Origin of the sequence: Romboutsia sp. D33t1_170424_H2, assembly GCF_015669105.1 — a bacterium.
Classification (GTDB): Bacteria; Bacillota; Clostridia; order Peptostreptococcales; family Peptostreptococcaceae; genus Romboutsia_C; species Romboutsia_C hominis.
This window is the reverse complement of sequence record NZ_JADOZQ010000019.1, coordinates 1-26,053: the sequence shown is the minus strand read 5'-3', so window position 1 is coordinate 26,053 and position 26,053 is coordinate 1. Positions and strand designations below refer to the sequence as shown.

Annotated in this window: 15 protein-coding genes, 1 tRNA gene and 2 rRNA genes; 1 reads left to right on the top strand and 17 read right to left on the bottom strand. The window is 27.4% G+C overall.

Translation table 11 applies throughout. The annotated features are described in order from the left end of the window. The 4 genes from I4U66_RS13595 to I4U66_RS13580 all read right to left on the bottom strand — a co-directional run. Positions 1-1,256, bottom strand: a 1,256-nt coding sequence (locus I4U66_RS13595; protein ID WP_243278807.1) for an MSCRAMM family adhesin SdrC, incomplete at its 3' end; no start/stop codon positions are given. 157 nt (positions 1,257-1,413) lie between these two features. Next, positions 1,414-2,637: a peptidase T gene (gene pepT / locus I4U66_RS13590; protein WP_092927358.1), complete on the bottom strand. Its 1,224-nt coding sequence runs from the start codon at positions 2,635-2,637 to the stop codon at positions 1,414-1,416. Between the two features lie 77 nt (positions 2,638-2,714). Then, entirely contained in the window at positions 2,715-3,767 is a 1,053-nt protein-coding gene (gene ytvI / locus I4U66_RS13585) for a sporulation integral membrane protein YtvI (RefSeq protein ID WP_092927360.1), read from the bottom strand. 111 nt (positions 3,768-3,878) lie between these two features. Further along, entirely contained in the window at positions 3,879-5,129 is a 1,251-nt protein-coding gene (locus I4U66_RS13580; protein ID WP_092927362.1) for an HlyC/CorC family transporter, read from the bottom strand. A 195-nt stretch (positions 5,130-5,324) separates the two neighbouring features. Here I4U66_RS13580 and I4U66_RS13575 point away from each other — a divergent pair, with 195 nt between their 5' ends. Next, positions 5,325-5,540 (top strand): hypothetical protein, encoded by a 216-nt coding sequence (locus tag I4U66_RS13575; protein ID WP_092927364.1) that lies wholly within the window; start codon positions 5,325-5,327, stop codon positions 5,538-5,540. A 335-nt stretch (positions 5,541-5,875) separates the two neighbouring features. Here the strand turns inward: I4U66_RS13575 and I4U66_RS13570 are convergent, their stop codons facing one another. The 13 genes from I4U66_RS13570 to I4U66_RS13510 form a co-directional block, all read right to left on the bottom strand. Next, positions 5,876-9,403, bottom strand: coding sequence for an AAA family ATPase (locus I4U66_RS13570; protein WP_092927366.1), 3,528 nt, complete (start codon positions 9,401-9,403; stop codon positions 5,876-5,878). Beyond that, complete coding sequence (locus tag I4U66_RS13565; RefSeq protein WP_092927368.1) at positions 9,390-10,604, bottom strand: metallophosphoesterase family protein; 1,215 nt, start codon at positions 10,602-10,604, stop codon at positions 9,390-9,392. The genes I4U66_RS13570 and I4U66_RS13565 overlap by 14 nt, the downstream gene beginning before the upstream one ends. Positions 10,605-10,716: 112 nt before the next feature. Beyond that, entirely contained in the window at positions 10,717-11,646 is a 930-nt protein-coding gene (locus tag I4U66_RS13560; RefSeq protein WP_092927370.1) for a S66 peptidase family protein, read from the bottom strand. An 11-nt stretch (positions 11,647-11,657) separates the two neighbouring features. Continuing rightward, positions 11,658-12,788, bottom strand: a complete 1,131-nt coding sequence (gene alr, locus I4U66_RS13555; protein WP_092927372.1) for an alanine racemase — start codon at positions 12,786-12,788, stop codon at positions 11,658-11,660. Positions 12,789-12,940: 152 nt separating this feature from the next. Further along, positions 12,941-16,696 (bottom strand): helicase-exonuclease AddAB subunit AddA, encoded by a 3,756-nt coding sequence (addA, locus tag I4U66_RS13550; protein ID WP_195929217.1) that lies wholly within the window; start codon positions 16,694-16,696, stop codon positions 12,941-12,943. After that, positions 16,696-20,148, bottom strand: a complete 3,453-nt coding sequence (gene addB, locus I4U66_RS13545) for a helicase-exonuclease AddAB subunit AddB (RefSeq protein ID WP_195581921.1) — start codon at positions 20,146-20,148, stop codon at positions 16,696-16,698. The genes addA and addB overlap by 1 nt, the downstream gene beginning before the upstream one ends. Then, complete coding sequence (locus I4U66_RS13540; protein WP_092927378.1) at positions 20,138-20,917, bottom strand: PD-(D/E)XK nuclease family protein; 780 nt, start codon at positions 20,915-20,917, stop codon at positions 20,138-20,140. The genes addB and I4U66_RS13540 overlap by 11 nt, the downstream gene beginning before the upstream one ends. Then, entirely contained in the window at positions 20,910-23,132 is a 2,223-nt protein-coding gene (locus tag I4U66_RS13535) for an ATP-dependent helicase (RefSeq protein ID WP_092927380.1), read from the bottom strand. The genes I4U66_RS13540 and I4U66_RS13535 overlap by 8 nt, the downstream gene beginning before the upstream one ends. Continuing rightward, on the bottom strand, positions 23,125-25,017 hold the full coding sequence (locus I4U66_RS13530) for a hypothetical protein (RefSeq protein WP_092927382.1): 1,893 nt from the start codon (positions 25,015-25,017) through the stop codon (positions 23,125-23,127). The genes I4U66_RS13535 and I4U66_RS13530 overlap by 8 nt, the downstream gene beginning before the upstream one ends. 160 nt (positions 25,018-25,177) lie before the next feature. Continuing rightward, the gene (locus I4U66_RS13525) at positions 25,178-25,633 is read right to left on the bottom strand and encodes a hypothetical protein (protein WP_166504876.1); all 456 of its coding nucleotides are present in this window, start codon (positions 25,631-25,633) and stop codon (positions 25,178-25,180) included. Positions 25,634-25,714: 81 nt separating this feature from the next. Beyond that, positions 25,715-25,831: ribosomal RNA gene (gene rrf / locus I4U66_RS13520) — 5S ribosomal RNA — on the bottom strand. A gap of 11 nt (positions 25,832-25,842) precedes the next feature. After that, positions 25,843-25,916 (bottom strand) — tRNA-Gly (locus tag I4U66_RS13515). A 58-nt stretch (positions 25,917-25,974) separates the two neighbouring features. After that, positions 25,975-26,053, bottom strand: a 23S ribosomal RNA gene (locus I4U66_RS13510); the annotation flags it as partial.

Genomic DNA, 26,053 nt, shown 5'->3' with positions numbered 1-26,053 from the left:
GTTGCATCTGCATCTGCTGTTGAGTCTGCATCCGCTGTTGCATCTGAGTCTGATGTTGAATCAGATGTTGCATCTGCATCTGCTGTTGCATCTGAGTCTGATGTTGAATCAGATGTTGCATCTGCATCCGCTGTTGAGTCTGCATCTGCTGTTGCATCTGAATCTGATGTTGATGTTGAGTCAGATGTCGCATCTGCATCCGCTGTTGAGTCTGCATCTGCTGTTGCATCTGAATCTGATGTTGATGTTGAGTCAGATGTCGCATCTGCATCCGCTGTTGAGTCTGCATCTGCTGTTGCATCTGAATCTGATGTTGATGTTGAGTCAGATGTCGCATCTGCATCCGCTGTTGAGTCTGCATCTGCTGTTGCATCTGAATCTGATGTTGATGTTGAATCAGATGTTGCATCTGCATCTGCTGTTGCATCTGCATCTGCTGTTGAGTCCGCATCCGCTGTTGCATCTGAGTCTGATGTTGAATCAGATGTTGCATCTAAGTCTGCATTTGCGTCTACCGTTGTATCTAAATCTGCATTCGCATCTAGGTCTGCATTTGCGTCTACTGCTGCGTCTACCGTTGTATCTAAATCTGCATTCGCATCTAGGTCCGCATTTGCATCTACATCTGCTGTTGTATCTAAATCTGCGTTCGCATCTAAGTCTGCATTTGCATCTACATCTGCTGTTGTATCTAAATCTGCATTCGCATCTAAGTCTGCATTTGCGTCTACTGTTGTATCTAAATCTGCATTCGCATCTAGGTCTGCATTTGCGTCTACTGTTGTATCTAAATCTGCATTCGCATCTAGGTCTGCATTTGCGTCTACTGTTGTATCTAAATCTGCATTCGCATCTAGGTCTGCATTTGCGTCTACTGTTGTATCTAAATCTGCATTCGCATCTAGGTCCGCATTTGCGTCTACTGCTGCGTCTACCGTTGTATCTAAATCTGCATTCGCATCTAGGTCCGCATTTGCATCTACTGTTGTGTCTAAATCTGCATTTGCATCTACATCTGCTGTTGATTCTGCATTAGATTCTGATGTTGATTCTGACGTTGCATCTGCATTTGCATCCGCTGTTACATTTATATCAACTTGTGGATCTGGATCTAAATTTATATCTTCATTTGGATCTTCATTTACGCATGAATCTTCGCACTCACGCATTCCTCTTCTTATTTCTCTATTTCTTCTTCTTTCTTCCCTATTTCTTCTTCTTTTTTCTCTATCTATATCTATTTTATTTTTTGGCATTACAATTCCTCTCCTTGTATTTTTAGGTTAGTAGATTATTTTCTACTTACTAAAAATATATTCTTTTTATACGGAATTGTTACATATTTATACAAATAAACTTATAAAATAATAAAAGGCTATCTCTTAAATAAGAGATAGCCTTTTGTTATTTTATTTATTTTTGAGCATATTTTTCTGCTATTTTAACTATAAGATTTACACATTTCTCCATAGATCCTACTGGTATACATTCGTTCTTTCCATGGAAGTTTAAACCACCTGTAAATATATTTGGACAAGGAAGACCCATAAATGATAATCTAGCCCCATCTGTACCACCTCTAACTGGTACTATTTTAGGAGTTATTCCAACTTCATTCATAGCTTCTTCTGCTATATCAACTATAAACTTAACAGGTTCTACTTTTTCTTTCATGTTAAAGTATTGGTCTTTTAAGTCTAATGTTATTCTTCCATCATATTTTTCGTTTAATTTATTTACTACATCTTGCATGTGAGCTTTTCTAGCTTCAAACTTTTCTTTATCATGATCTCTTATTATATAAACCATACTAGCATTTTCTACATTACCATTTAAATCATTTAAGTGGTAGAATCCTTCATATCCTTCTGTAGTCTCTGGTCTTTCGCTAGCTGGGAACATTTCAGATATCTCAGCTGCTATATGTAATGCATTTACCATTTTATTTTTTGATGCACCTGGATGTACGTTTCTTCCTTGTATAGATATTGTAGCTCCAGCAGCATTGAAGTTTTCATATTGAAGTTCACCTTCTATACCGCCATCTATTGTATATGCATATTTTGCACCAAATTTTTCAACATCAAATAGATCTGCTCCTCTTCCTACTTCTTCATCAGGAGTAAATCCTACTTTTATATCTCCATGCTTTATTTCAGGGTTATTTACTAAATATTCTATCGCTGTTATTATTTCTGCTATACCAGCTTTATCATCTGCACCAAGTAGTGTAGTACCATCTGTAACTATTAAGTCTTCTCCAACTAGGCCTTTTAATTCTGGGTAATCAGATACTTTTGTAACTACATTTAATTCTCTATTTAGTACTATATCTTTTCCATCATAATTTTCTATTATTCTTGGTTTAACGTTTTTCCCAGTTATATCAGGAGCTGTATCTAAGTGAGATATAAATCCTATTGTATCAACACCTTCTGTATTTCCTTTTAAAGTTGCCATAACGTAACTATTTTTATCAACATTAGCATCTTCTAATCCTAATGATTTTAGTTCTTCTACTAAGTAGTTTGCAAAAACTCTTTGTCCTTCGCTAGATGGACAATTTGCATTCTTAGGATCTGCAGTTGTATCAAATGTCACATACTTTAAGAATCTTTCTACTACTTTATTTTTCATGGTTATACCTTCTTTCTTTGGTCTAATAATTGTTAAGTAATATATCCCTTATATTTCTATTATATTACAAAAACTTACTAAAGTATATCTACCTTTTTTAATATTTGATGCATTATTGTAAGACCTAAAAAAAATACTATTCCAATTATTCCTTTTACTTGTATACCTATGAATATGGCTGCTAATGTAGCTAATGGACTAATACCTATATTGGTGGATACTAATTTAGGCTCTAAAACCTGTCTTAACAATGATAGTAGCGCAAATACAACTATAAGAGTTATTGCTATAAGATAGTTTTTTACTATACAGTAATAAACTATAAAAGGTAAATATATTACTACTATCCCTAAAAAAGGTATTAAATCCAACAAACCAGCTATAATACCTAACGTCATAGAATATGGTATATCAAATACTCTAAGGCTTAGCCAAGTTACTATGAAAGTTATTCCCATTAATATGGCATAAGCTTTTATATATCCTAATATTGATTTTATTATTTCTCTTTTTATATTCTTAACCTTAGTCTTTGTTGGTTCAGAGAACATATTGTAAAAACTATATTCTATTTTATCTATATCTTTTGCTATAAAATATGTAGATATGAATAAGGTTATAATGAATATAGATATATATGGAATTGATCCTAAAAAATTTACGAAACTTTCTAATAATTGTTTTGCTATACTTACTATATTTGTGCTATATTTTTGCATTAAAAACTCTATATTTATGTTTGGTATGTTCTCAAGTTGCTCTAAATATAAATTTAGTTTAATTGCTATATTTGAAATAAAATCACTTATGTAATCATAATTATTTACAGTATTATTTACGAATTCTAATAAACTATCTATTCCCGCCATTATTAATAATCCAGCTAATACTACAAATATTATAACTGCAATAAAACTTAATACTAAAGTTGATACACCTTTATTTATATTAAACTTATACCTTAATTTTTCTGATATAGGGTTTATCAAAAATGCAATAATACCTCCTACTAAAAATGGTGATATATAATGAAATGTCTTATAAATCAAAATAAATACTGTTGTATATAGTAATATAAATATCATGTTTTTCTTTAATACTTTTATGAATCTATTATCTATTACATTCATCTAATCACTTCCCTTATAATATATTATTAATTATTAACAAATATCTTTACTATTAAAATTAATTTATATAAATTTCAAATAAAACAAAAAACACTACAATATTGTAGTGTTTTATGTGTATATTCTTATTTTCTTTATTCTATTTTTATCTAAACTTTCTATACAGAATCTTATATTATCTACTTCTATAACTTCATTTTCTTCTGGAAGTCTTCTTAAATAACCTATGATGTAGCCTCCTATAGAATCAAATTCTTCAGACTCTAATCTAACTCCAATAAGTTCGTTGACATCACTTATTTTAAGTCCCCCATCTACGATATATTCATCTTCTTTAACTACTATTATATCTTCATCTTCTTCATCGTACTCGTCATCTATATCTCCAACGATTACTTCTACTAAGTCTTCTACAGTTATTATACCTGCAGTTCCTCCATACTCATCAACAACTATAGCCATTTGTATTTTTTCTTTTTTCATCTCTTCTAAAAGTTGAGTGATTTTCTTAAATTCATATGTAAAGAACGCTTCCCTTACATACAACCTTATATCAAAATTTGCTATCTCTTCATCACTTAAGAATATGATATCCTTTATATTAAGTACACCTATGATGTCATCTATAGATTCATTGTATACTGGCATTCTACTTAATTTCTCTTCTTTAAACTGCTGTATTATTTCTTCATATGAATCTTCAACATCTATAGCTATAATATCTAATCTTTGTACCATAGCTTCTTTAGCTTGCATATCCCCAAACTGAAATACATTGTTTATGATTTCTCTTTCTTCTATTTCTAGGACACCTTCTTCATGTCCTACATTAACCATAGTTTTTAATTCTTCTTCTGTTATATATGGTTCATTCCCTTTTGTTTTTATTCCAAATAACTTAAATATTAAATTTGTTACTATATTAAGTACCCATACTACTGGAGTTAATATAAATATTATTGCCTTTATTGGCTTAGAAACAAGTATAGCCACTTTTTCTGAACTATTTGCTGCTATAGTTTTTGGAGTTATCTCTCCAAATATTAATACTAATACTGTCATAAGAGCTGTTGCTATAGGAACTCCTGTAGCTCCCAATAATGTAATAAATAATGATGTTGATATAGAAGTTGCTGCTATATTAACAACGTTATTTCCTATTAATATAGAACTTAATAACTTATTTGGCTCTTCTATTAAGTTACTTACTAGCTTTGCGCCCTTAACCCCTTCTTCTTTCATATGTCTTATTCTTATTTTACTAAGTGACATTAATGCAGTCTCAGATGCTGAGAAAAATCCTGATCCTATAAGTAATATCACTAATACAATAATCTGAATCAATATACCGGTCGATTCCAACCTAAACCACACTCCTAATTTCTTTTAAATTTCTGTTTATATGTTAATATATTATAACATACTTACCCTTATTTGGAAATTTATTAATTTAGATATAATCTATATTATCTATCATTTCCAATACTATTAAAATACATTTGCATTATAATTTTTTTTATCCCCATATAATAGTATTAAATTTAAAAAGGAGGTAAAATGAAAGATTTACTAGAAAAATATGGTGCTATGCCTAGACTTAGAGACAAGATTTTAATGAATTTAACTGAAGAAAATGCATTAGAACTAGTTGCTGAAATAGTTAACGTTTATGAAAATAATGCACAAGGAAAACAAAGGCTAGGTTCATTTATTGATAAGATTAGTTTCGATGAATTTAAATCTTTGCTAAATTTAGACAAATATTTAAATTAATTACATATTTTTATACTTTTATGTCACATTTTAATATTTTTGCATATACTATAGTGTAAGAGAAATTAAAAGAGTTTCTCTTACACTATAAATATCAAAACTCCTGTTAATATTCTAATTTAGTGATCGGATATAAAAAAAATTCTTTCCCCCAAATATTCTTTAAACCACCTAATCCCCCCCCTGGTTAGGTGGTTATTTTTTATTTTTTTTGAATATAAATTTAAAATTTACCAATACTTATAAATGAGAGCGGAAATTATATATCTCTCCCCCTAATAAGTATATATATTTATATGGTGACTACATACTCCCCATGTAGTCACCAATTTTTTTTAACTATATTCTATTTTTACTTTAGATCCTTGTCCAACTTCACTAGGAGATACTATTAACTTAATTGGAACTCTATTTTTTAACTCTTCAACGTGAGTTATAATTCCAACACTAAGTTTATCATGATGTAGTCTTTCCAGTGATTCTATAACAGTTTCTAGTAGTTCACTATCTAAAGATCCAAATCCTTCATCTAAGAAGAAAAATTCAAGGGGAGCACTTCCCTTTAATTGTATCTGAGATGATAATGCTAATGCTAATGATAGTGATGTTAAGAATGTTTCTCCTCCAGATAAAGTATCTACACTTCTTCTTTGACCACCATTAAAGTTGTCTCTCATTACAAAGTTTAATGTTGAATCTATTTCTAATGCATATCTCCCCTTAGTTATAGACTCTAATCTATTAGATGCTTCAAGTGCTATATATTTTAATTGATTAGTAGCAACATACTCAACAAATCTATTTCCTTGAACAATCTTATCTAGATCATCTAATAAATCCACTTTATGTTGAACTGCCTTTAACTCTTTATTTAAATCTTTTATCTTGTCTAAAGATTCTTTTAGGGTACTTAGTATAGTTTGCTTTGATCCTATATCTTGGGATATCCTACTAATTTCTATTTTTAAGTTATCAATACTATCTTTTAATTCATTAAAGTCCTTTTCATTTATTCTTCTATCACCTATTGATTTAACTAGATCATTTATCTTTATACCTAATACTTTTTGCTCTTCTTCATATTGTGTTATCTCATCATGTAGTTTTCTTAAGTATTCTTTATCTAATAATGATCTTTTTACAGCATATATACTTTCAAATTTATACTCATCTAATGATTTATTTAAAGTATCTGTTTGTATTTTATACTGTTCTTTTGCTATCTTTAATCTTCCATCTATATTTGATTTGTCAGATGTAGTTTTTTCAAATTCCAACCTTTGAGCTTCTAATTTATCCTTTATCATTTCCTCTTGAGATATAAGCTTATTTATATTATTTTCTAGATTCTCTAACAATAATTTTGGAGATTCACCTTTTGTTGTTGCTATTATTTCATTGTATTTTCCATCTCTCACTTTTTTCTTTTCAGAATAAATTTCTCTAGCTTGAATTAAATCTAACTCTATTTTATGTAGGTTATTTTGATAATTTACTATATCTTTTTCCATTGCTTCTTTTGACTTAGATATTTTTAAGTATTCATTATTTAAATCTTCTAATGCTTTTTCATTATTATTTATCTCTTCTACTTTCACTTCTAAATCTTGTATTTTAGTTATTGCTTTTAGTGTTAAATAGTTTTCTTTTGTTGTTTTATAGTTTTCTTCAACTGCTGCTAGTTCTTCTTTTAATTCGATTATATTTTTCTTATAAGAGTTTATACTCTCTTGTAGTATTAGTTCATCTTTTTCAATTTTGTTTTTTTCTTCTCTAGCCTTATTTATACTACTTTCATTTTCCTCTTTATCCTTATTCCAATTTTGTAGATTAACTTTTAATATGTCTAGCCTTTTAGACTCTTCTTCTACCTTCTTTATTAGTTCATTAGAACTTAAGTCTCCTATTTTAGATTTTACCTCTTCTAATTCCTTTAATATTATTTTTTCTACTGATATACACTCGCTATTTTTTCTGTTGAGTTCTTCAATTTTTACTTTTATATTAGACTCATCTTCTTTTAATTTTTCTATTTTTGACTTAGTAAACTCTATATTTTCATTATAGTTTGTATCATCTACATGCTCATGATTTCTAGATCCACATACTGGACATGGAGAATTTTCCTTTAATTCTTTTCTAAGTTCTGTTGCTAAATTTAAATACTTTAGCTTTTCTAATTCTTTCTCTAGATAAGTTATATTTGTATGATTAACCTCTAATTTATCATTTAAAGTATGTAATTCTCTTTCTACCTGATGTCTATTTTCTAGTATTTTATTTAAGTTATTATGTAAATCTTCTTTTTTAATTTCATTTTCTTTTATAGATTCTGCCTTTACTCTTAAGTTTGCTATATATTCAGTCTTATTAACTATCTCTTCATTAGTTCCTGGAGATTTTTTAATTAAAATTTCATAATGTTCTTCTAATTCAGTTAGTTTTTTCAATACAGAATCTTTATCCCTCTGAATATATCTTAACTTTAAGTTTATCTCATCTAGATTTTTATTTATTTCATTCAATCTATTATTTTTAACAGTCTTACTTTCTGAAAGCTTATTATATTCTTTTTCATACTCATAGGCTAAAAATATTTTCTGTTTTAGATCAGCACTTATCTTTATTTCACTTATTTTCTCTTCTAAGCTTTTTAAGTTATTTATTACTATCTCTTTCTTGCTTTCTAAATCCTCTTTTAGTTTTATAAGTATCTCTTTTTCTTGATTTAAACCTATACCCTTGCCTTTTATATCTTTTAATTCAGAATCTAAACCAACTAACTCCGCTTCTAATTCTATTGCATTTTGAAGTTTGATTCTATCTTCAGATAGTCTTGGCATATTTTCATTTTTATTTTTATATGCTTCCTCATAATTTGCTTTAGTTATAAGTAGTTCTTTATTTAACAATTCTAGTTTCTTTTCTAAATTTTGACTTTCTAGGCTATCTTCATTAACCCTTTTCTCAAGCTCCAATACAGCATTTATGTACGGATTAATCTTATCTGCATTTAATGCATCTTCAAGTTGTCTTCCTTTTTTTGATATATCTTCTTGCTTTAAATCTAATTCATGCTTTCTTTTCTTGTAGTTTTCTAACTTTACTTGTTTTTCATATATTTCTTCAACTTCTTTATATTTATTTTGGTTTATTTCAAAATCTTTATTTTTACTAATTTCTAATGATCTTAATTCTTCTAACTCTTTTTGTACTTGATTATATACTTCTTCACTTACAGTATCATATTGACTTAGCTTAGAATTTATATCTCTTAAAGCTTGTTGTTGTACGTTTTTTCTTTTCTTAACTTTATCTATTAATCCTCTTCCGTATTTTTCAAGATTAAATATTCTCTCTAGCATGTCCCTTCTATCCGCACCTGCTAGCTTTAAGAAATCATTAAACTTACCTTGTGGAAGTACTACTGATCTCATAAAATCATTAGCTGTTAATCCTACAATTTCAGCGATTTTATTATTTACTTCTCCAACTTTGTCTGCTAATACTTTTTCACTTTCATCCTCATACATCTCTATTAATCTTGCATATGAAGTTTTAGTACCTGTATTAGTTCTAACTATAGTTCTATCTACTTTATACCTTCTCTTTGCGTTTTTACTTCCGATTTCAAATTCATAAGATATTATTGCTTTATCGCAGCTACTATTTATAAATTCTTTAGTATTTCTAGGTATACTTCCATACATAGCTATTGTCATTGCATCTAATATAGTTGACTTACCACTTCCAGTTTTACCAAAAATCCCAAATAAACCTCTATCAGTTAGTTTTTCAAAATCTATAACTGATTTATCTATATAACTATTTAAACCACTTAACTCTAATCTAATAGGTCTCATCTTTAGCTTCACCTTCTTCATTTATTATATCTAAGAATAAATCCATAAGCTCTCCTTTAGGTTCTACTCCTCTACTAAATTCATAGAATTCCTTGAATAATTCTCCCATAGATTTTTCTTTTACGTCTATTTCTTCATTATATTCTTTTGATGCTATTATTGGTTTTATTTCTATTATATCTTTTAATGTATCTTTCATTTTTTTTATGTTAGACTGTGATATAACTTCATCTGTTTTTATTTCAAAATAAGACCATATATCTCTGTCTTTATTTTTTTCGCACACTTCTAATGCATCTTCGATTCCATTGCATTTAAATACCTCTATAGGTTTATAGTTTTTAAAGTATTTTTTTTCTACTGTTATTTCTTTGTCTTTATTTATATCAACTATATAGCATCCTTTAGTATATGATCTTTCATCTTTGCTATATTGTATAGGAGATCCTGAGTAGTATGCATTTAACCTTTGTGAAGATTTTTGCATTTTATGTAAATGCCCTAAAGCTATATAATCAGCCTTTTGAGGTAAGTCTTTTTTCTCTACTAATAAACTTCCTCCAAGTTGTATTGGTCTTTCAGATTCTGTTTCTTCTCCACCGACAACAAAAAGGTGAGATACTGCTAAATTTATTGAATCATCTTCAAAGTTTTCTTCTAATTCTTTAAATAACTCACCAATTCTTCGAGAATATGTTATTTGTCTTTCTTTATCTTCATCATTTTGAAGTATTACTTCATTAAGCCTCTTTTCACTTGGATATGGCAGCGTTATAACAACAACCCTCTCATTATTTATATTAAGTTTTATACATCCCTCTTTCGCTTCTAATATCTCAAAGTTTTTATACTTAGATACTTCTGTTTTACTTAGAGGATTTCCAAGTATTATTATCCCCTGCTCATGTGCAAGAGGGCTTGATGCTTGTAGTCTTTCTGGATTATCATGATTACCGCTTATTATTAATACACATCTTTTCCCATTGTCTGATAATCTTGATATTGTTTTATAGAATAATTTTTCAGCTTGTGCAGGTGGATTTGATGTGTCATATATATCTCCTGCTATTATAACCATATCTATATTATTATCATCCACTATCTGTATAAATTCTTCACAGAATTTGGTTTGTTCTTCCAATCTTGAGTGACCTTCTAAGCTTTTTCCTAGATGCCAATCTGATGTATGAATAAATCTCATTTTATCCTCCTAAATAATATGATTTACTTATATATTTTAATAGTTTGATTATAACATAAAAGGAAGATGTCTAAACATCTTCCTTTTATGTTATTTTTATTAATAGATATTATTATTTTACAAATTTTATAGATTTATTGGTAGCATCTAAGTAGCAATTTCCCCCTAGTAAAATACTATTTGATGATGTACAATGACCTACCTTTAGATTACATAAGCATGGTTTATTATATTTTTTAATCTTTTCAAATAATAATTCATATAAATCATAATCATCTTCATTATCTTTTCTACACTTTTTAAAGTCTCCAAATATTATCCCACAACAGTCATTTAACTTATTGCTAAGTTCTAATTGTGTAAGCATTCTATCTATCTTATATATATTTTCTCCTATTTCTTCAATAAATAAAATTTTATTTTTTGTATCAATTTCATATCTTGTTCCAAGGGTGCTAATTATTACAGCTAGATTTCCTCCTACTGTAATCCCATTAGCTTTTCCTTGTACTAAAGTATGTAATTCTTCGTCTTCTGGGTTTTTTATAATAATTTCATCTTCCATTGATAATATATTTGAGAATGAATCAAAAGTATATTTATCATAGTGTAAAAAATTTAATCCCATAATTCCATGGTAGGTAACTAAGTTCGCTATTTGATTAAAGGCTATATGAAGTGCTGTTATATCAGAATACCCTATAAATACCTTAGGATTCTCTTTTATAATGTTGTAGTTTATTTTATCAATTATTCTAAGTGTTCCATATCCACCTCTTAGACAAAGTATACCATTTACGTCTTTATCTAAAAACATATTTTCTATGTCCTTTACTCTAAACTCATCTTCACCTGCTAAATACCCCTTATATCTTAGATAACAAGTCTTTCCAAATTTGACTTTATACCCTAATTTATTTAATTCTTGCTCTATTTTTTCTAATTCATAAGTTAGTAATTTTTTTGTTTTAGATTTAGATGGACTTGCTGGTGCTATAACTCCAATTGTATCTCCTTTTTTTAGTTTTTCTGGAAATATCATAATTTTCCCCCTTAGTATATATAGTTTAAAATTTTTTTAATTTCTCCATTCTCAATATATACTCTATCTACCCTTCTAGATATTAAGCTTAATAATTCATTTCTATTTGTATCTATCAAATTTGCTATTTCTAAAAGTGTAGGACCATTTTCTCCATAAAATACTACATCTGCATCGTAATCACATTTATCTAAATAACTAATGTCTATTACAAGGTGATCCATACATATTTTACCTATTATGTTACATCTTTTATTATTTATATCTACATACCCTTTATTTGATAAACTTCTTGGTATCCCATCTCCATATCCACAAGGTATAATTCCTATTTTAATATTTTTATTTGCTACATACGAATAATCATATCCTATAGCCTCACCACCTCTAACCTCTTTAACCTGAATTATCTTTGACTTGAATGTTATAGCAGGCTTTAGCTGTAAGGAAGAGTCTCTATTGTTGTATCCATATATACTTGCACCTATCCTCACCATATCCATATGAAAATCCTTATATGAAACAAACCCTATACTATCACAAATATGCTTTATAGGTATCGTCTTAATTTTTTCTAATTCATTTATAGTCTTTTTAAATATATTAAATTGAATATAATCTGATTTTTCATCTCTAAGTGCTAGATGTGAAAAAATACCCTCAATATATAAATTCTTTAATAATAATAAACTATATATTTCTTGAAATGTATTTTGATTTACCTTAAGTCCTAATCTATTAAATCCTGTATCTAACTTTATATGAACTTTTCCTATTTTGTTTATTTTACTACATATGTTGTTTATAATTTTTCCTTGTTCTTCTTTAATTACAGTTATAGTTATATTATTTTCAACTGCTAATTCTATATGTTCATTTGGAATATATCCCATAACTAAAATAGGAGATTTAATGTTTTCTCTTCTAAATTCTAGAGCTTCACTAAGTGTTGCTACACATAGGTAATCAATACCTTCTCTACATAATAGTTTAGCTATTTCTATAGAACCATGCCCATATGCATTTGACTTTAATACTGCGCCTATTTTAGTACTATTTTTGGTATATTTTTTTATTTCCTGCAAATTATGTTTTATATTATCTAGATTTATCTGTACATAAGTTGGTCTTAACAAGCTCAAAGTATCACTTCCTTATGAAAATTTCACTCGCTTATTTTCATACTATGTTAATTATTCTTTTATTATCACTAGTTATAAATATAAAAAATGAAGATACTTAGCTTAGTACCTTCATTTTTTATATTTAAAGTTTAATTATATTAAGTTTTTATTTATATACTAACATCTTCATCTATTCCGAATAGATATATGTACCTCTCTTTGACTTCTTTTCCTGTTAATTTTTCTACCACTTCAGAATATAAATCTAATTGTTTTTTGTACCTACTTATTACTTCATTTTTATTTTCGTCATTTACAAAATCAGTTTTATAGTCAACTATAACAATCTTATCATCTTCTTCAAAGTATGCATCAATTATACCCCTTAGCATTATGCTTTCTTCATCAAAGTCTTGTACATTTCCTTCAGTTGCTAAATCTTCATATATATACACATCTTTAAGTTTGATTTGAGCATATATGGCCTGTTCTCTATTAATAAATGATGACTTTAACATCCTTTGCCCTATATGAGATTTAAAAAATTTATATATTTTAAATGGATTAACTACTCTAGACTGCTTTTCAGTTATTATTCCCTTTTTAATAAACCTACTTATTTGCTCTTTTATATCATCAATAGTATATATCTTATTAAAGTCTAGTATCTGCATAACTAAATGAACTATAGTACCTCTTTCTGCACCAGTTATCTTTTCTATATCTTCTTCCTCTTGCATAAATATAGGTTTTTTAAGAGTTATTTGATTACTAAATACTTCTTGAGAAAAATCTTCTTCATGAGCATTTTGTATTTTTTTGATTTCAGTTACAGATATACTCGCAGGTTTTGTTACACATGCTTCATAAGGGTATTTAAAATCTAATTTTTCTTTTATTATACTAAAATATTCTGTATCAGGATTTTCTACATCTAGACTGTCTATTATCTCTCTTATGCTCTTTTCTTCCTCTTCTTCATTTTGAGCTAAAGTGACATCTTCTTTATACCATATCTTAGATACCCACTTTGAATTATGATTGTCTATATATTCTATATCTATATTAGCAAAGTCTCTTAATTCTTCTAAATCTTTATGCTTTAATACTGATGGCATTATCCAATCTAAGTAACTTTTACCTTTTAGTACCTTATACTGTGATATTGCTTTATTTCCCTCTACTCCATTTGCCCATGTTTGTAAAGATTTCTCAATGTTTCTCGTTGAACCTGTTATTATAAGCTTTTCTTTAGGTCTTGTAAATGCTACGTAAAGTACCCTCATTTCCTCAGATAAATTTTCTACATTAATTTTACTTTTCAATGCCTCTTTAGCTATACTTGGATAAGATATTTTTCTTTCATAATCTACTATTTGAGGACCGTATCCTAGTTCATGATGATATAATATATCATTTTTAAAATCTTGAGTATTGAAGTTTTTCCCCATACCAGAACATATTACAACAGGGAACTCTAGCCCCTTACTTTTATGTATACTCATTATTCTTACAACGTCTGCATTTTCCCCAAGAGTTTTAGCACTTCCCATATCAGTATTTGATTTTTTAAGCTTAGCTACAAAATTTATAAAACTAAATATACCTTTAAAACTTGTTTCTTCAAATTGCTTTGCCCTTTCAAATAATATCTTTAAGTTTGCTTGTCTTTGAGATCCTCCAGGTAAAGCACCTACGTATGCATAATATCCTGTGTTAGTGTACAGATACCATAAAAATTCGTCTGTGCTCATATATAGGGATTTTTCCTTATAGTCTTTTAGTTTTTCTATAAATTCAATACACTTTAATGCCTTTTCATCTTCATGATTACTATATTCCTCTAAAGCTTCATAAAAACTTTTATTATGTTCTTCTACTCTTATGTCTATAAGTTCTTCTGGTGTAAATCCACATATAGGTGATTTTAGCACTGCAAGCAGAGGTATATCTTGCATAGGATTATCAATAGTTTGAAGTAAACTCATTATAGTTTTTATTTCTATAGTGTCAAAATACCCTACCCCTATATCTGCATAAGTTGGTATATCCATATTCATAAGTTCATCTGCAAATACTGGAGCCCAAGCTGATGTAGCTCTTAGTAAGATAACTATATCTTTAAACTGTACAGGCCTATAATCATCTAGCTTTTTGTCATAAACCATTTGAATTTTTCCCTCTTCATTTGGTGACATTAAGCCTTTTATTATATTTCCAACCATTCTAGCCTCAAGTTGTATATTATCTATTTCTTCCTCTTCTTCTGAACTTTCATTTTCTTTAGTCTCAGAATCATCCTTTCTAGATGCTTTCTCCATTAAATGTATTTCTGTAGGACCTCCTACTACTACATCTTCATTAGTATTTTCTTTAAATATAGCACCTAAGTTTAATCGTTCTTCTTCTGTATAATTTATTTCACCTATATTTTCGCTCATTACATTCTCAAATATATAATTTGCACTATCTACAACTTCTTCCCTACTTCTAAAGTTTTTATAAAGCATTATTTTTCTATATAGTGAACCTTTTTCTGTATCATAGTCAGCATACTTTTGTAAGAATATTTCTGGTTTTGCTTGTCTAAATCTATATATACTTTGTTTTACATCCCCAACCATAAATCTATTTGGGGTTTTAATTTTTGCTATATTTGAAAGAAGTACCTCTTGCACAAAGTTACTATCTTGGTATTCATCTATAAATATTTCATAGAACTTTTCCCTATAGGAAAGTGCTATATCTGAAGGTATATTTTCACCTTTATCATCTTTTTGAACTAATATATTTAACGCAAAATGTTCTATATCATTAAAGTCTATTATTCCCTTTTCTCTTTTTTTATTGTCATAAGCATCTTCAAATTGTATGACTATATCTGATATAGATTTTGCTACTTTATAAATGTACTTTATCTCATAATTTATGTCTTCTTTTTCTCTATTAAAGGTTGAATCTTTTATGCTTTCTACTGACTTTTTAACTTTTTTTCTTATATCATCAGCCTTACTTTTTATATCTTTTATATAACTTGGGGTATCTTTTCCAAGCCTTTTCACACCTTTTACGTAGTTTTCAAATTTTATATTTGATATGCTACTATAAGCTTCATCCCATGATAAGTTGCAAGCATCTAATATTCTTTTTATACTACTGTAATCTGTTTTAAATTTTTCTGTGTATGTTTCTAACTCAACAATACCTTCTAACTCTTCTAAGGCCTTTTTCATACTAGTTTCCATACCACTTATCTCTATCTTTACTGTATCTAGTATAGCTTTTGCCCATATAGATGTTGAGAAATCAAATTCACCATCTATATTAAATTGTTCTGCTGAAAATTCTAACCACTCTTTAGGATCTGGTGATGCCATGGCAAAGTTATATACACCTAGTATTATATTTTGAAGATTATTATCTCCTCTTCTCTCTGCATAACTTTCTACTAAATTTAAAAATCCTTCATCTCTATCTATATAAAGTCGTTCGAATACTTCTTCTATGGCCTCTTGCTTTAATAGTGCACACTCTGTTGTGTCACCTATCCTAAAGTTAGGGTCTAAGTTTATTTTATGGAAGTTAGACTTTATAACTTCTAAACAGAATGAATGTATTGTTGTTATACTAGCTTTATTTAAAAGCACTAACTGATTTTGTAAATGCTTATTTTCTGGATCTTTGTCTAATGCCTTACCTATCGCATCACCTATTCTCTCTCTCATCTCAGATGCAGCTGCATTAGTAAACGTAACTACTAGTAACTTATCTATATCTATAGGATTTTCTTTATCAGTTATCATTTGAATTATACGTTCAACTAGTACAGCAGTTTTTCCCGAACCTGCTGCTGCTGCTACTAATAAATTACAATCTCTACTATCTATAACTGCTTGTTGCTCTTTTGTCCATTTAGGAGAACTCATTACTTAACTCCTCCTCTCATTGTGTTTATTATCTCGTCATTACTCTTTTTGTTTATTATTTTATATTTATTATCTTTTAATGTTGTATCAAACTGGCAAATAGCTGAGTAATTGCAGTATATGCAAGAATTTCTATCTTTATGTTTATATGGAGATATACTTATATTTCCACTTAACATATCTTCGCATAAATATTTTATCAAGTCCTTTACATATTTTCTAATAACCTCAAATTCTTCATTAGTAACACCTTTTGTATATCTACCTAAAGTACCATCTTTGTTAAAGTTTGCAGGTATAACTAAAGATGTTGTTCTTTCTCCATTTGCTAGTGTCTTATCCATTTCTTTGATTATATTAGAATCTTTTATAAGTAAACCTTGCATTTTTAACTCTTTAAGTATTTCTTCTCTTATAGTTTCTTCTTCTTTATCTTCATCAAATTTTGCTATTGGGTCATCTATTCTGGAATAAAGAATCGCTGCTGGATTTATATTCTGTCCCTTAGATTTCCCACTTTCTAATATTGCATCTAGATAAACTAATAGTTGTAATTGAAGCCCATAATATACATCTGTTAAGCTTAAATCCTTTTTACCAGATTTGTAATCAACTATTCGTATATATTTACCTTCTTCGTTCTCAAATTCATCTATTCTATCTATTTGTCCTCTTAGTTTTATTTCTTCTCCATTTTGTAAAATTATTTTTATAGGTGGATACTTACCTTTAGTTCCAAAATTCACTTCATAATCTGTAGGCTCAAATGAACCAATTTTTATTTGTTCACTTATTATACTTATAGCCGATATAAGCATATTTTGTAATCTAAGAGTAAGATACTTATATCTTTGAGAACTCTCTAATATGTATCCAGGTATCTTACCTACTATTTCTTCAACTATTTTTTCTACTTTTTCTGTTATATAATTTATATCTATATCTGCCCAATGTAAATTATCTTTTACTAACTGCTTAGAAAAATTATCTAATATTTTATGTATAAAATTCCCTAAATCTGGTGCTGTAAAAGAATATTCTTTTCTTTCTTTAGCTTTAAGACCATACTGTATAAAGTAAGCAAATGGACACTCTGCATACTTTTCTAACCTAGATACACTTAAATTTTTATCATATAGTGTTCTTATTTTTTCTTCTTCTACTTTTTGAACTTGATTAGTATATGTAAGTCCACTTATAACCTTATTAGTTATATTTTTGTATTCACTATCACTTGCATAGTATCTATATACATCTAACCATAAATTATTTATATCTTTTCCATCGTCAAACTCTTTTATCTCTTTTATAAGTTCATTAAAAGTTGGAGATTTTACAGTTATTCTATTTAAGATATCTTCATCTGTTTTAGCTTCTTCTTCCAATAAGTAACTTTTGCTATCTATATTAGGAAATAGCTTTTTAAGTCTTGATACTATTACTGATGGCCTTATAGTTTTTCCTTCATGGTCTGCTATAGGATAGGTAACTATTAGATTTTGGCTACTTGATGTAAGTGCTTTATAAACTAAAAATTGTTCTTCAAATGTTTTAGTTTTACTATCTATATCAACCTCTACACCTTTTTGCCCTAAGTTTTCTCTGTCACTATCATTTAAAAGCCCATTATCCTTTGCTATTAATGGGAATGTACCATCTGTAGTCCCTATTAAATATAGATACTTTGTATTTGGATTTTTCATTTTATCCACACTACTTACAAGTACTTGATCTATACTTGGAGGAACTAATCCAAGTTCATATTCATCAAATCCTAGACTTATTAATTTTATAAATTTATCTAAAGATATTTTTTCATCTCCCATTATCTCAACAATTTGGTCAAATATATCTACAACTATGTTCCAAACCTGAGAATATTGATTAGCTATATCTAATTCTCCTTTACCTTTAAATTTCATTATTAAATTTTCTATAGTTGTTGGCATATTTATTTCTAACAAGAATTCATATATATACTTACATATGTCTTTTGCATTATTCTTACCTTTTAATTTATCTTGTAGATGTATTATTGGAGTTAAGACTCTTTCCTTTATTTCATTAACCTTTTCTCGTATTTCTATTTCCTCTTCTTTTTCTTCTGAAGAAATATTGTGATTTATTCTATACTCCCATTTATCCTCAAACCATTTTTTACCTTTTATACCATTTGCTAATACATAATTTTCTAACATACTAATTTCTTCGTTAGATATCCCTACAAGTCCACTTTTTAAGTATCTAAACATAGTCTCATAATTATATCTTTTACTTTTCATTTCTAATATAGATATTATAAGTACTATTATTGGATTTGTTTTAGCTTCTCTTTTTTTATCTATAAAATTAGGTATTTTATATTCATTAAATACAGAGCTTACTAAAAAGTCATATTTATTTAAGTCTCTTGTAGCTATAGTTATATCTCTATATCTAACCCCTTTATCTCTAACTAAATGTACTATTTCCTTTGCTATTTCTTCAACTTCAGAGTATAAGTTGCTAAATTCTTTTATCTTTATATTATTAGTTGACTCTTCATACACTTTATATGGATACGAGTTATAGTACCTTTCTAAGTGCTGAAGTTCTTTGCTATCTTTAAGTCTTGGTATAATATTATTATTTAGCTTTATATCAGGAAGCAACTTTACTCCCTCTTCGTTACATAATTTTATTAGCTTTTGATATGTAAACTTTGTTCTAGAAAAAGCATCTGTTTTATTGTATGAAATATTACCTGGGTTATCCACTGTTAAAGATATACATACTTCCTTAGCCTGCTTAAATAAACTACTTAATACCCTATACTGATTAGGTGTAAATCCAGTAAATTCATCTATATAAATATATGCATCCTTAAAATAATCACATACTGGTAATTTTTCTGCTAATGATTTTAGCATGTCTTGAGTGTCTATATAATTTTCATGTAGTTTTTCTTCGAATTCTTTATATATCCTACTTATATCTTTTAATTTTAAACTTAAAGTTTCACTTTCTACTTCGCCAGATATATTTTCTAACATCTCATAACTTATGTTATACTGTTTTAACTCAGATATTATCTCACTTATAGAACTTACAAATCCTGATTGAGATGATGATTTAGAAAATATATTTAATTCTTTACTTACACTTTCTATTGCTTTATAAGTCATCATAGCATTGCCACTAGAATTTATGTTAACATCAGTTAATCCTCCAACGTAAGAAAAAACTATGCTACTCATAGTTTTAAAACTTAATACCCTAGACCTTAAAAACTTGTCTTTTTCTTCTCCTAAGAAGAGCTTACTCATTCTTTTTTCCATTTCAAATGTATATTGTTCTGGAACTAAAAGTATTACAGGTGTTATTTCATTATCTTTAACTCTATTTTTTATCTCATCTAGTATATAGGTCGATTTACCACTTCCGCCTCTACCTAATACAAACTTAACACTCATAAATATCCTCCTCAAAAACACTTCTGTCTACTTCCTCATTATTACATAATTTATTAAATTCACAGTATTTGCAGTGTTTTTTGTTTTTTACTAACTCATATTTATATTCTTTGTCTTCTTTGTTATAGTTGGTGTTTTTTATATAATCTATATATGATAACACCTTATTTTTATTTTGTTTATGTTTTTCATTATTATAAGATATAGATACACAATTATCATCAAACTCTGGTTGATAGTATTTCATACTTATATTTTGTGTATCTATATCTTTATCTAATAAATTGGGAATTACTTCTTTTGCTAAAAGCATATATACAATAGTTTGTATTCTACTTTCTACATTTTTATAATTAAATTTTTTATTTTCTGTTTTCCAATCCCATATTTCAATTTTATTATCTTTGATTATTATTAAATCATACTTAGCTTGTATTATATTTCCATCTAAATTAAACATTACTTCATACTCTGGTAAGTATAAATAACCTTCCTTGATTGGAACTAGTTTTTTTACTTTATCCATCCATCTTTGAAAATCTGTATTGGTACTAGAATTTATTCCTAAAGGTATATTACTAAAATATCTTTCACATAATAAGTGAAAATCTGTACCTGTTTTCAAACTTTCGTAGTACTCTCTATGTTCTATATCATCGTATTTCCAATTAATTCTATCAATGTACTTATACTTAAATTTTAATGGACATGATTTATACGTATTTATAGAATTTTGGCTGTATCTAAAGTTTTTTAGACAACTATTCATTTATATTTACCTCCTTTTTTCTCATATTTATATACTTCTCAAGTTCATTTATATATAAAGAAGGCTTTTGTTCTTTATTTCTTTTTCCTACATCATTCTTATCTTTATAAAGACTTGTTGATAATATTAACATTTCTTTAGCTCTAGTAATTCCAACATATAATAGTCTTATCTTTTCATTTATTAAATCTATTTTACTCTTATATATATAATTAGTAGGTATATCACCAGTTAATATACATTCAATTTCACTTTTTACAATAGCCACTGGGTTTTTGTACTTATCTTTTAAATACCATTTATCACTTTGAAACTTTTGATTTGTATTATCAGGGAAATTAAACTCTGTAAGCCCTAACATAAAAACACAATCCCACTCTAAACCTTTTGATTTATGATAGTTACATATAGTTATACTTCCTGGTTGTGGCTCATATCCATTCATTTCATATACCACTTCTATTATATGATTAAATACCTTATTTTTACTATCTATTAAAAGGTTATATACATCTATTAAACTTATATCTGGGTTATCTAAGCTTAAAAATTTTATATAAAATGCCAGATAATCTATTATTGCTCTATCTTCTTTCCCTAAATTAAGTTCATCCCCTATAAATAATAAAAGCACATCTAATCTTGTTATAGGATATTCTAATATACTTTTAAGAATATTTATTCCTTGTATAAATGTTTGGTATAACTCTGTATTTGTATCTATTATTATATTATTTGTTATTTCTTCATTGTATATTATCTCTTCTGTGCTATATTTTTTTAATACATCTAGTAAATCTTCCTTCCCTTTTTCATTATCTGTTTTTACAAATACTTTATCTAAGGCATTTATTAGTTTATTTATATCATCACAATTTATTATAAAGTCTATTATATATGACAGTTTGTTTATGATCTTTCTTTTATTTAGAGAATTAGGTCCTAACTCTTCAAACTCCATATTTTCATCAATCAGAATCTTAGCAATTTGCGTTATATGATCATTAAAAGGTACCAATATTCCTATACTTTTATCCGGATACTTTCTTTTTATTCCTTTTGTGTATGCTACGGTTTTTGTCAACTCATCATTCCATGTCTCATATTTTTTAACATTTATACTGTATATATCTGGTTTAGGATTTTCCTTATATCCCATACCACTTGGAACAGTTTTTATTTCCATATCCTCTAAAGCATCTCTACATTCCTCTTGCCTAAATTCCTTTGTTACATACTTTACTAGTTTATTTGCTAAATCTAATATATCCTTTGAACTTCTATTAGACATGTCCATTCTATAGCAACTATCTGCCTGAGATATAAACTCCTTAAAGAATTTAGGGTCTGATGATGAAAAAGTTCCAGTTATACTTTGGTTTATATCCCCAACTCTAACTAAATTTTCATTATCTCTACATATCATTTTTATAATTTTACCCTGTATCTCATTGGAATCTTGGCATTCATCTTCAAATATGTACTTATATCTATTCTGAAATTTTATTCTTAAATTCTCATCAAAATTTAATGCTTTATATGCAAGAATTAATATATCATCATAATCAAGTAGGCCATTTTGTTTTAATTTTTTATCATATTCTTTATATATAGGAAGTATTAATTTTAATATTCCTCTATGCCCATTAGATAATATCCCCTCTAGCTCTTGTGGTGATAATTCCTTATATTTTAAGTCACTTATTGCATTTACTACTAAGTCAAAAAATCCTCTCTCCCAAGCTTCAAGCATTATATCATTCCATTTATCATCCTTTTGCTCTTTTAGGAACCATCTAAATGCCCTTTCCCCACCATTTATCTTAAAATTATTTATGCATTCATTTAGTATTATAGTTTTTTGTAAATCATCTGCTATGTTAAATTCTTCACTCAACATAACTACTTCTGGTTTTTCTTTTATTATTTTTACAGCTAAACTATGTATTGTCATAACTTCATAAGAATTTTCTTCTTTTATGTCATTCTCTTTTAATATTGCTTTTATTCTTCCTTTGAAGTTATTTACTGCACTATTCATATAAGTTAATATTAGTATTTTAGATTTATCATGTTTTTTTTCACTTAGTAACTTTGCTACTAAATTGGTAACTATAAAAGTTTTTCCGGCTCCTGGTACTGCTGGTACCGCCATAGTTCCACCTTCATAGGCTATTATTGGTAATTGATCTTGTCTATAATTTATATTATTCATAAGAGTTTTCCCCCTTATCTAACATCTTAAGTAGTATGCTATATAATATACTTTCTTGTATATACCCATTTACTGTGTATTCACTTTTATATGCATATACTTCTTTAGTATTAATTAGTAAATTATATATAGTATTGTATAAATAATACTTCTTATAATCTTCTTCCATTTTATCTGTATATATTCTACCTTCTTCAAAAGATTTTCTAAGAACTATCAAATTACTTATATCCTTTTCTATCTTCATATTCCACCCATTGCTACCTACATCTAGCCATATATGTATTGGTCTATTTACTCTTGATGATATATATGTATATGGAGTGGTTAATAATACTTTATCTATATTACTCAAATCTTCTAATTCTGAAGATTGATAATAGTCATTTATTGTAGTTTTAAGTGCTTTTATAAATAACTTTTCTTTATCCTCATTTATATTCAATAACTCTATGTTTTCTGTAAATGTCTCACATTCATATATTATCTTTTTACAAATATGAATATTTTCTTTTCCAAACTTAAGATTTAGCATTTTATCTATATAAAATTTAATTAGAAACTCACCTATTTTAAGTTTCTCATTCCTTTTATCTTCTATATAATTTAATATTTCTTTAAATTTTTCTTCTTCATACTTATTTTTATATATTTTTAATGCTTGTATCTTATTGACATCTAATATAGTTTCTATAAAATTTATATAGTCTTCTTCTCTTATGGAATTTTGGCTACCATTAAAAATGCTAAGAGCCACTATAAGTGCATTAGCATAAGGATAATCTATTAACTTTTTATCTTTTTTAGTGCTAAATATATCGATATTATTAATTTTCAATTTATTAGTCATTTGAAAGTCTAATATTGTATTGTTTATAGGAGAAATTATAGCTATATCTTGTGCTTTTACTCCTGATAGTATTAACTCTTTAATTTTCTTTAAAACTACTTCTATCATCTCGCTATATAGCTGACTAGATTCATTTAGTTCAACACTTACTGGTAAAGAACATATATCATCTATAGAAACCTCTCCTTTTTTGTTAAGCTTTTCTTCTTCATATTCATTTTCTATATATCCTTCTATAAACTTAATATCTATATTATTAAAAACTGAAAAATCTCTTTTTTCATTAAAAAATGTATATGAATCTATAGCATTTTCTTGTATCTCTTTTATAAATTCGATTTCTGCTACAGATACACTTTCTAAACTTTCTACAATTAAATATTTTATTTTTTTTCTTAAATATTCTTTGTATAAATCATTTTTTAAAAGATATTTATTATATACATATACACTCAGTGAATTATCTAACATACCTTTATTTAATAACATGCTAGTGTAATCCATTATTATTTCGTTCATTTCACTATAAGAAAATTTATTTATATTATCTTTATTTTTCTTAGACAAATAAATTTTTTCTCCTATATTCTCAAATTCTAATTTACTTAATGTAGCCTTATTTATATTAGTACTTATACTTGAAGTTATAGATTTATTAGTACTTATAATATCTTCAAAGTATCCTTCTTTTTCTCTTTTAATTTTTACCTTTTCCCCTATTATATAGTCTGTCAAAGTATTATTTATAAATTTAGGTCTTATGTGATGTTCTTTTATCTCATTATTATTTTCTAACACTATTGGCCAAAATTTTATGAGCTCTCCTTTAATAAAATTAGTATATGATGTTATATTTAGTTTTTCACAATAATCTATATTAATCTTCTTCTCATATTTTAATTTAGTTAGATTATTAGGAACTAGAATCATTATTTTCGAAGATTTATTTTTACATTTTTTTAATATTTCATTATATAAACTAACTATTTTGCTCTCTTTATCTTTATTATTTAAATTTCTATATATGTACCTCATATAAACCCTTTCTTTAAACTATTTTGTATTTTAATTATATCATATTAGAGATTTTTAATTCCTCCATTAAAATGTTTACTTAAAGCTACATACTATTTTTTTAATCCTAAAAATAAAAGAAGCAACCAAATAGCCGCTTCTTTTATTTTTTAAATATAATCTATTTAAAATTATTTAAAAATTTATTTGTAATATTTCTTAATTGTCCACCAATAACAACTAAAAATATATTTATAATTATAATTATAAATATATTTACTATACTGTTGTATCCACTCAAATAATTTGAAATAGACTGAATTGGAGATAAGTATAATACTGAAAACAATATAGAGCTATTACTACCTTCTATTAAAAAATGTGCACATAAAGAAAAAAATGATAAAAAAATTCCTAAACCTGCTCCCATTGATCCCACTATTAAAGATTCTTTAAGTTTCAAGCTATATTTATATCCATAATAAAAATTTATAAGAAAAAAGAATAATGCAAATAAAATTTCTATGATTAAGTTACTCGATTCAATCTCAATTATCTTAAAGTATATAAATGATATTATACATATAATTAAAGTATTAAAAAATAGTTTTTCTCCCAGGTCAAATGTATTTTTCACATACTCACCCCATATACTTTATTTTATTATATATAAAATGAAGTTAAAATGTGAATAATTTCAAATACAACAAAAAAGATTACGTGGCTACGTCTTACTCTCCCAGGAGGTCGCCCCCCAAGTACCATCAGCGCTAAAGAGCTTAACTTCTGTGTTCGGTATGGGAACAGGTGTATCCTCTTTGCTATAATAACCACATAATCTTTATTTGGAGCGGGTGAAGGGGATCGAACCCTCACAGCCGGCTTGGAAGGCCGGAACTCTACCATTGAGCTACACCCGCATATTAAATTTTATTAGTACTTTCAAAACTGTATACCATTTAGATTCATCATTTAAATGAGGTCAAGTCCTCGACCTATTAGTATCGATAAGCTAAATACATTACTGCACTTACACCTTCGACCTATCAACCAGGTA

Coding starts and splice junctions, on each gene's coding strand:
- I4U66_RS13560 (WP_092927370.1), bottom strand. CDS start 11,646: ATGATATTTCCAGAAAAACTAAAAAAAGGAGATACAATTGGAGTTATA.
- I4U66_RS13540 (WP_092927378.1), bottom strand. CDS start 20,917: ATGAATAGTTGTCTAAAAAACTTTAGATACAGCCAAAATTCTATAAAT.
- I4U66_RS13570 (WP_092927366.1), bottom strand. CDS start 9,403: ATGAGACCTATTAGATTAGAGTTAAGTGGTTTAAATAGTTATATAGAT.
- I4U66_RS13575 (WP_092927364.1), top strand. CDS start 5,325: ATGAAAGATTTACTAGAAAAATATGGTGCTATGCCTAGACTTAGAGAC.
- addA (WP_195929217.1), bottom strand. CDS start 16,696: ATGAGTTCTCCTAAATGGACAAAAGAGCAACAAGCAGTTATAGATAGT.
- ytvI (WP_092927360.1), bottom strand. CDS start 3,767: ATGAATGTAATAGATAATAGATTCATAAAAGTATTAAAGAAAAACATG.
- I4U66_RS13535 (WP_092927380.1), bottom strand. CDS start 23,132: ATGAATAATATAAATTATAGACAAGATCAATTACCAATAATAGCCTAT.
- I4U66_RS13530 (WP_092927382.1), bottom strand. CDS start 25,017: ATGAGGTACATATATAGAAATTTAAATAATAAAGATAAAGAGAGCAAA.
- I4U66_RS13565 (WP_092927368.1), bottom strand. CDS start 10,604: ATGAGATTTATTCATACATCAGATTGGCATCTAGGAAAAAGCTTAGAA.
- pepT (WP_092927358.1), bottom strand. CDS start 2,637: ATGAAAAATAAAGTAGTAGAAAGATTCTTAAAGTATGTGACATTTGAT.
- addB (WP_195581921.1), bottom strand. CDS start 20,148: ATGAGTGTTAAGTTTGTATTAGGTAGAGGCGGAAGTGGTAAATCGACC.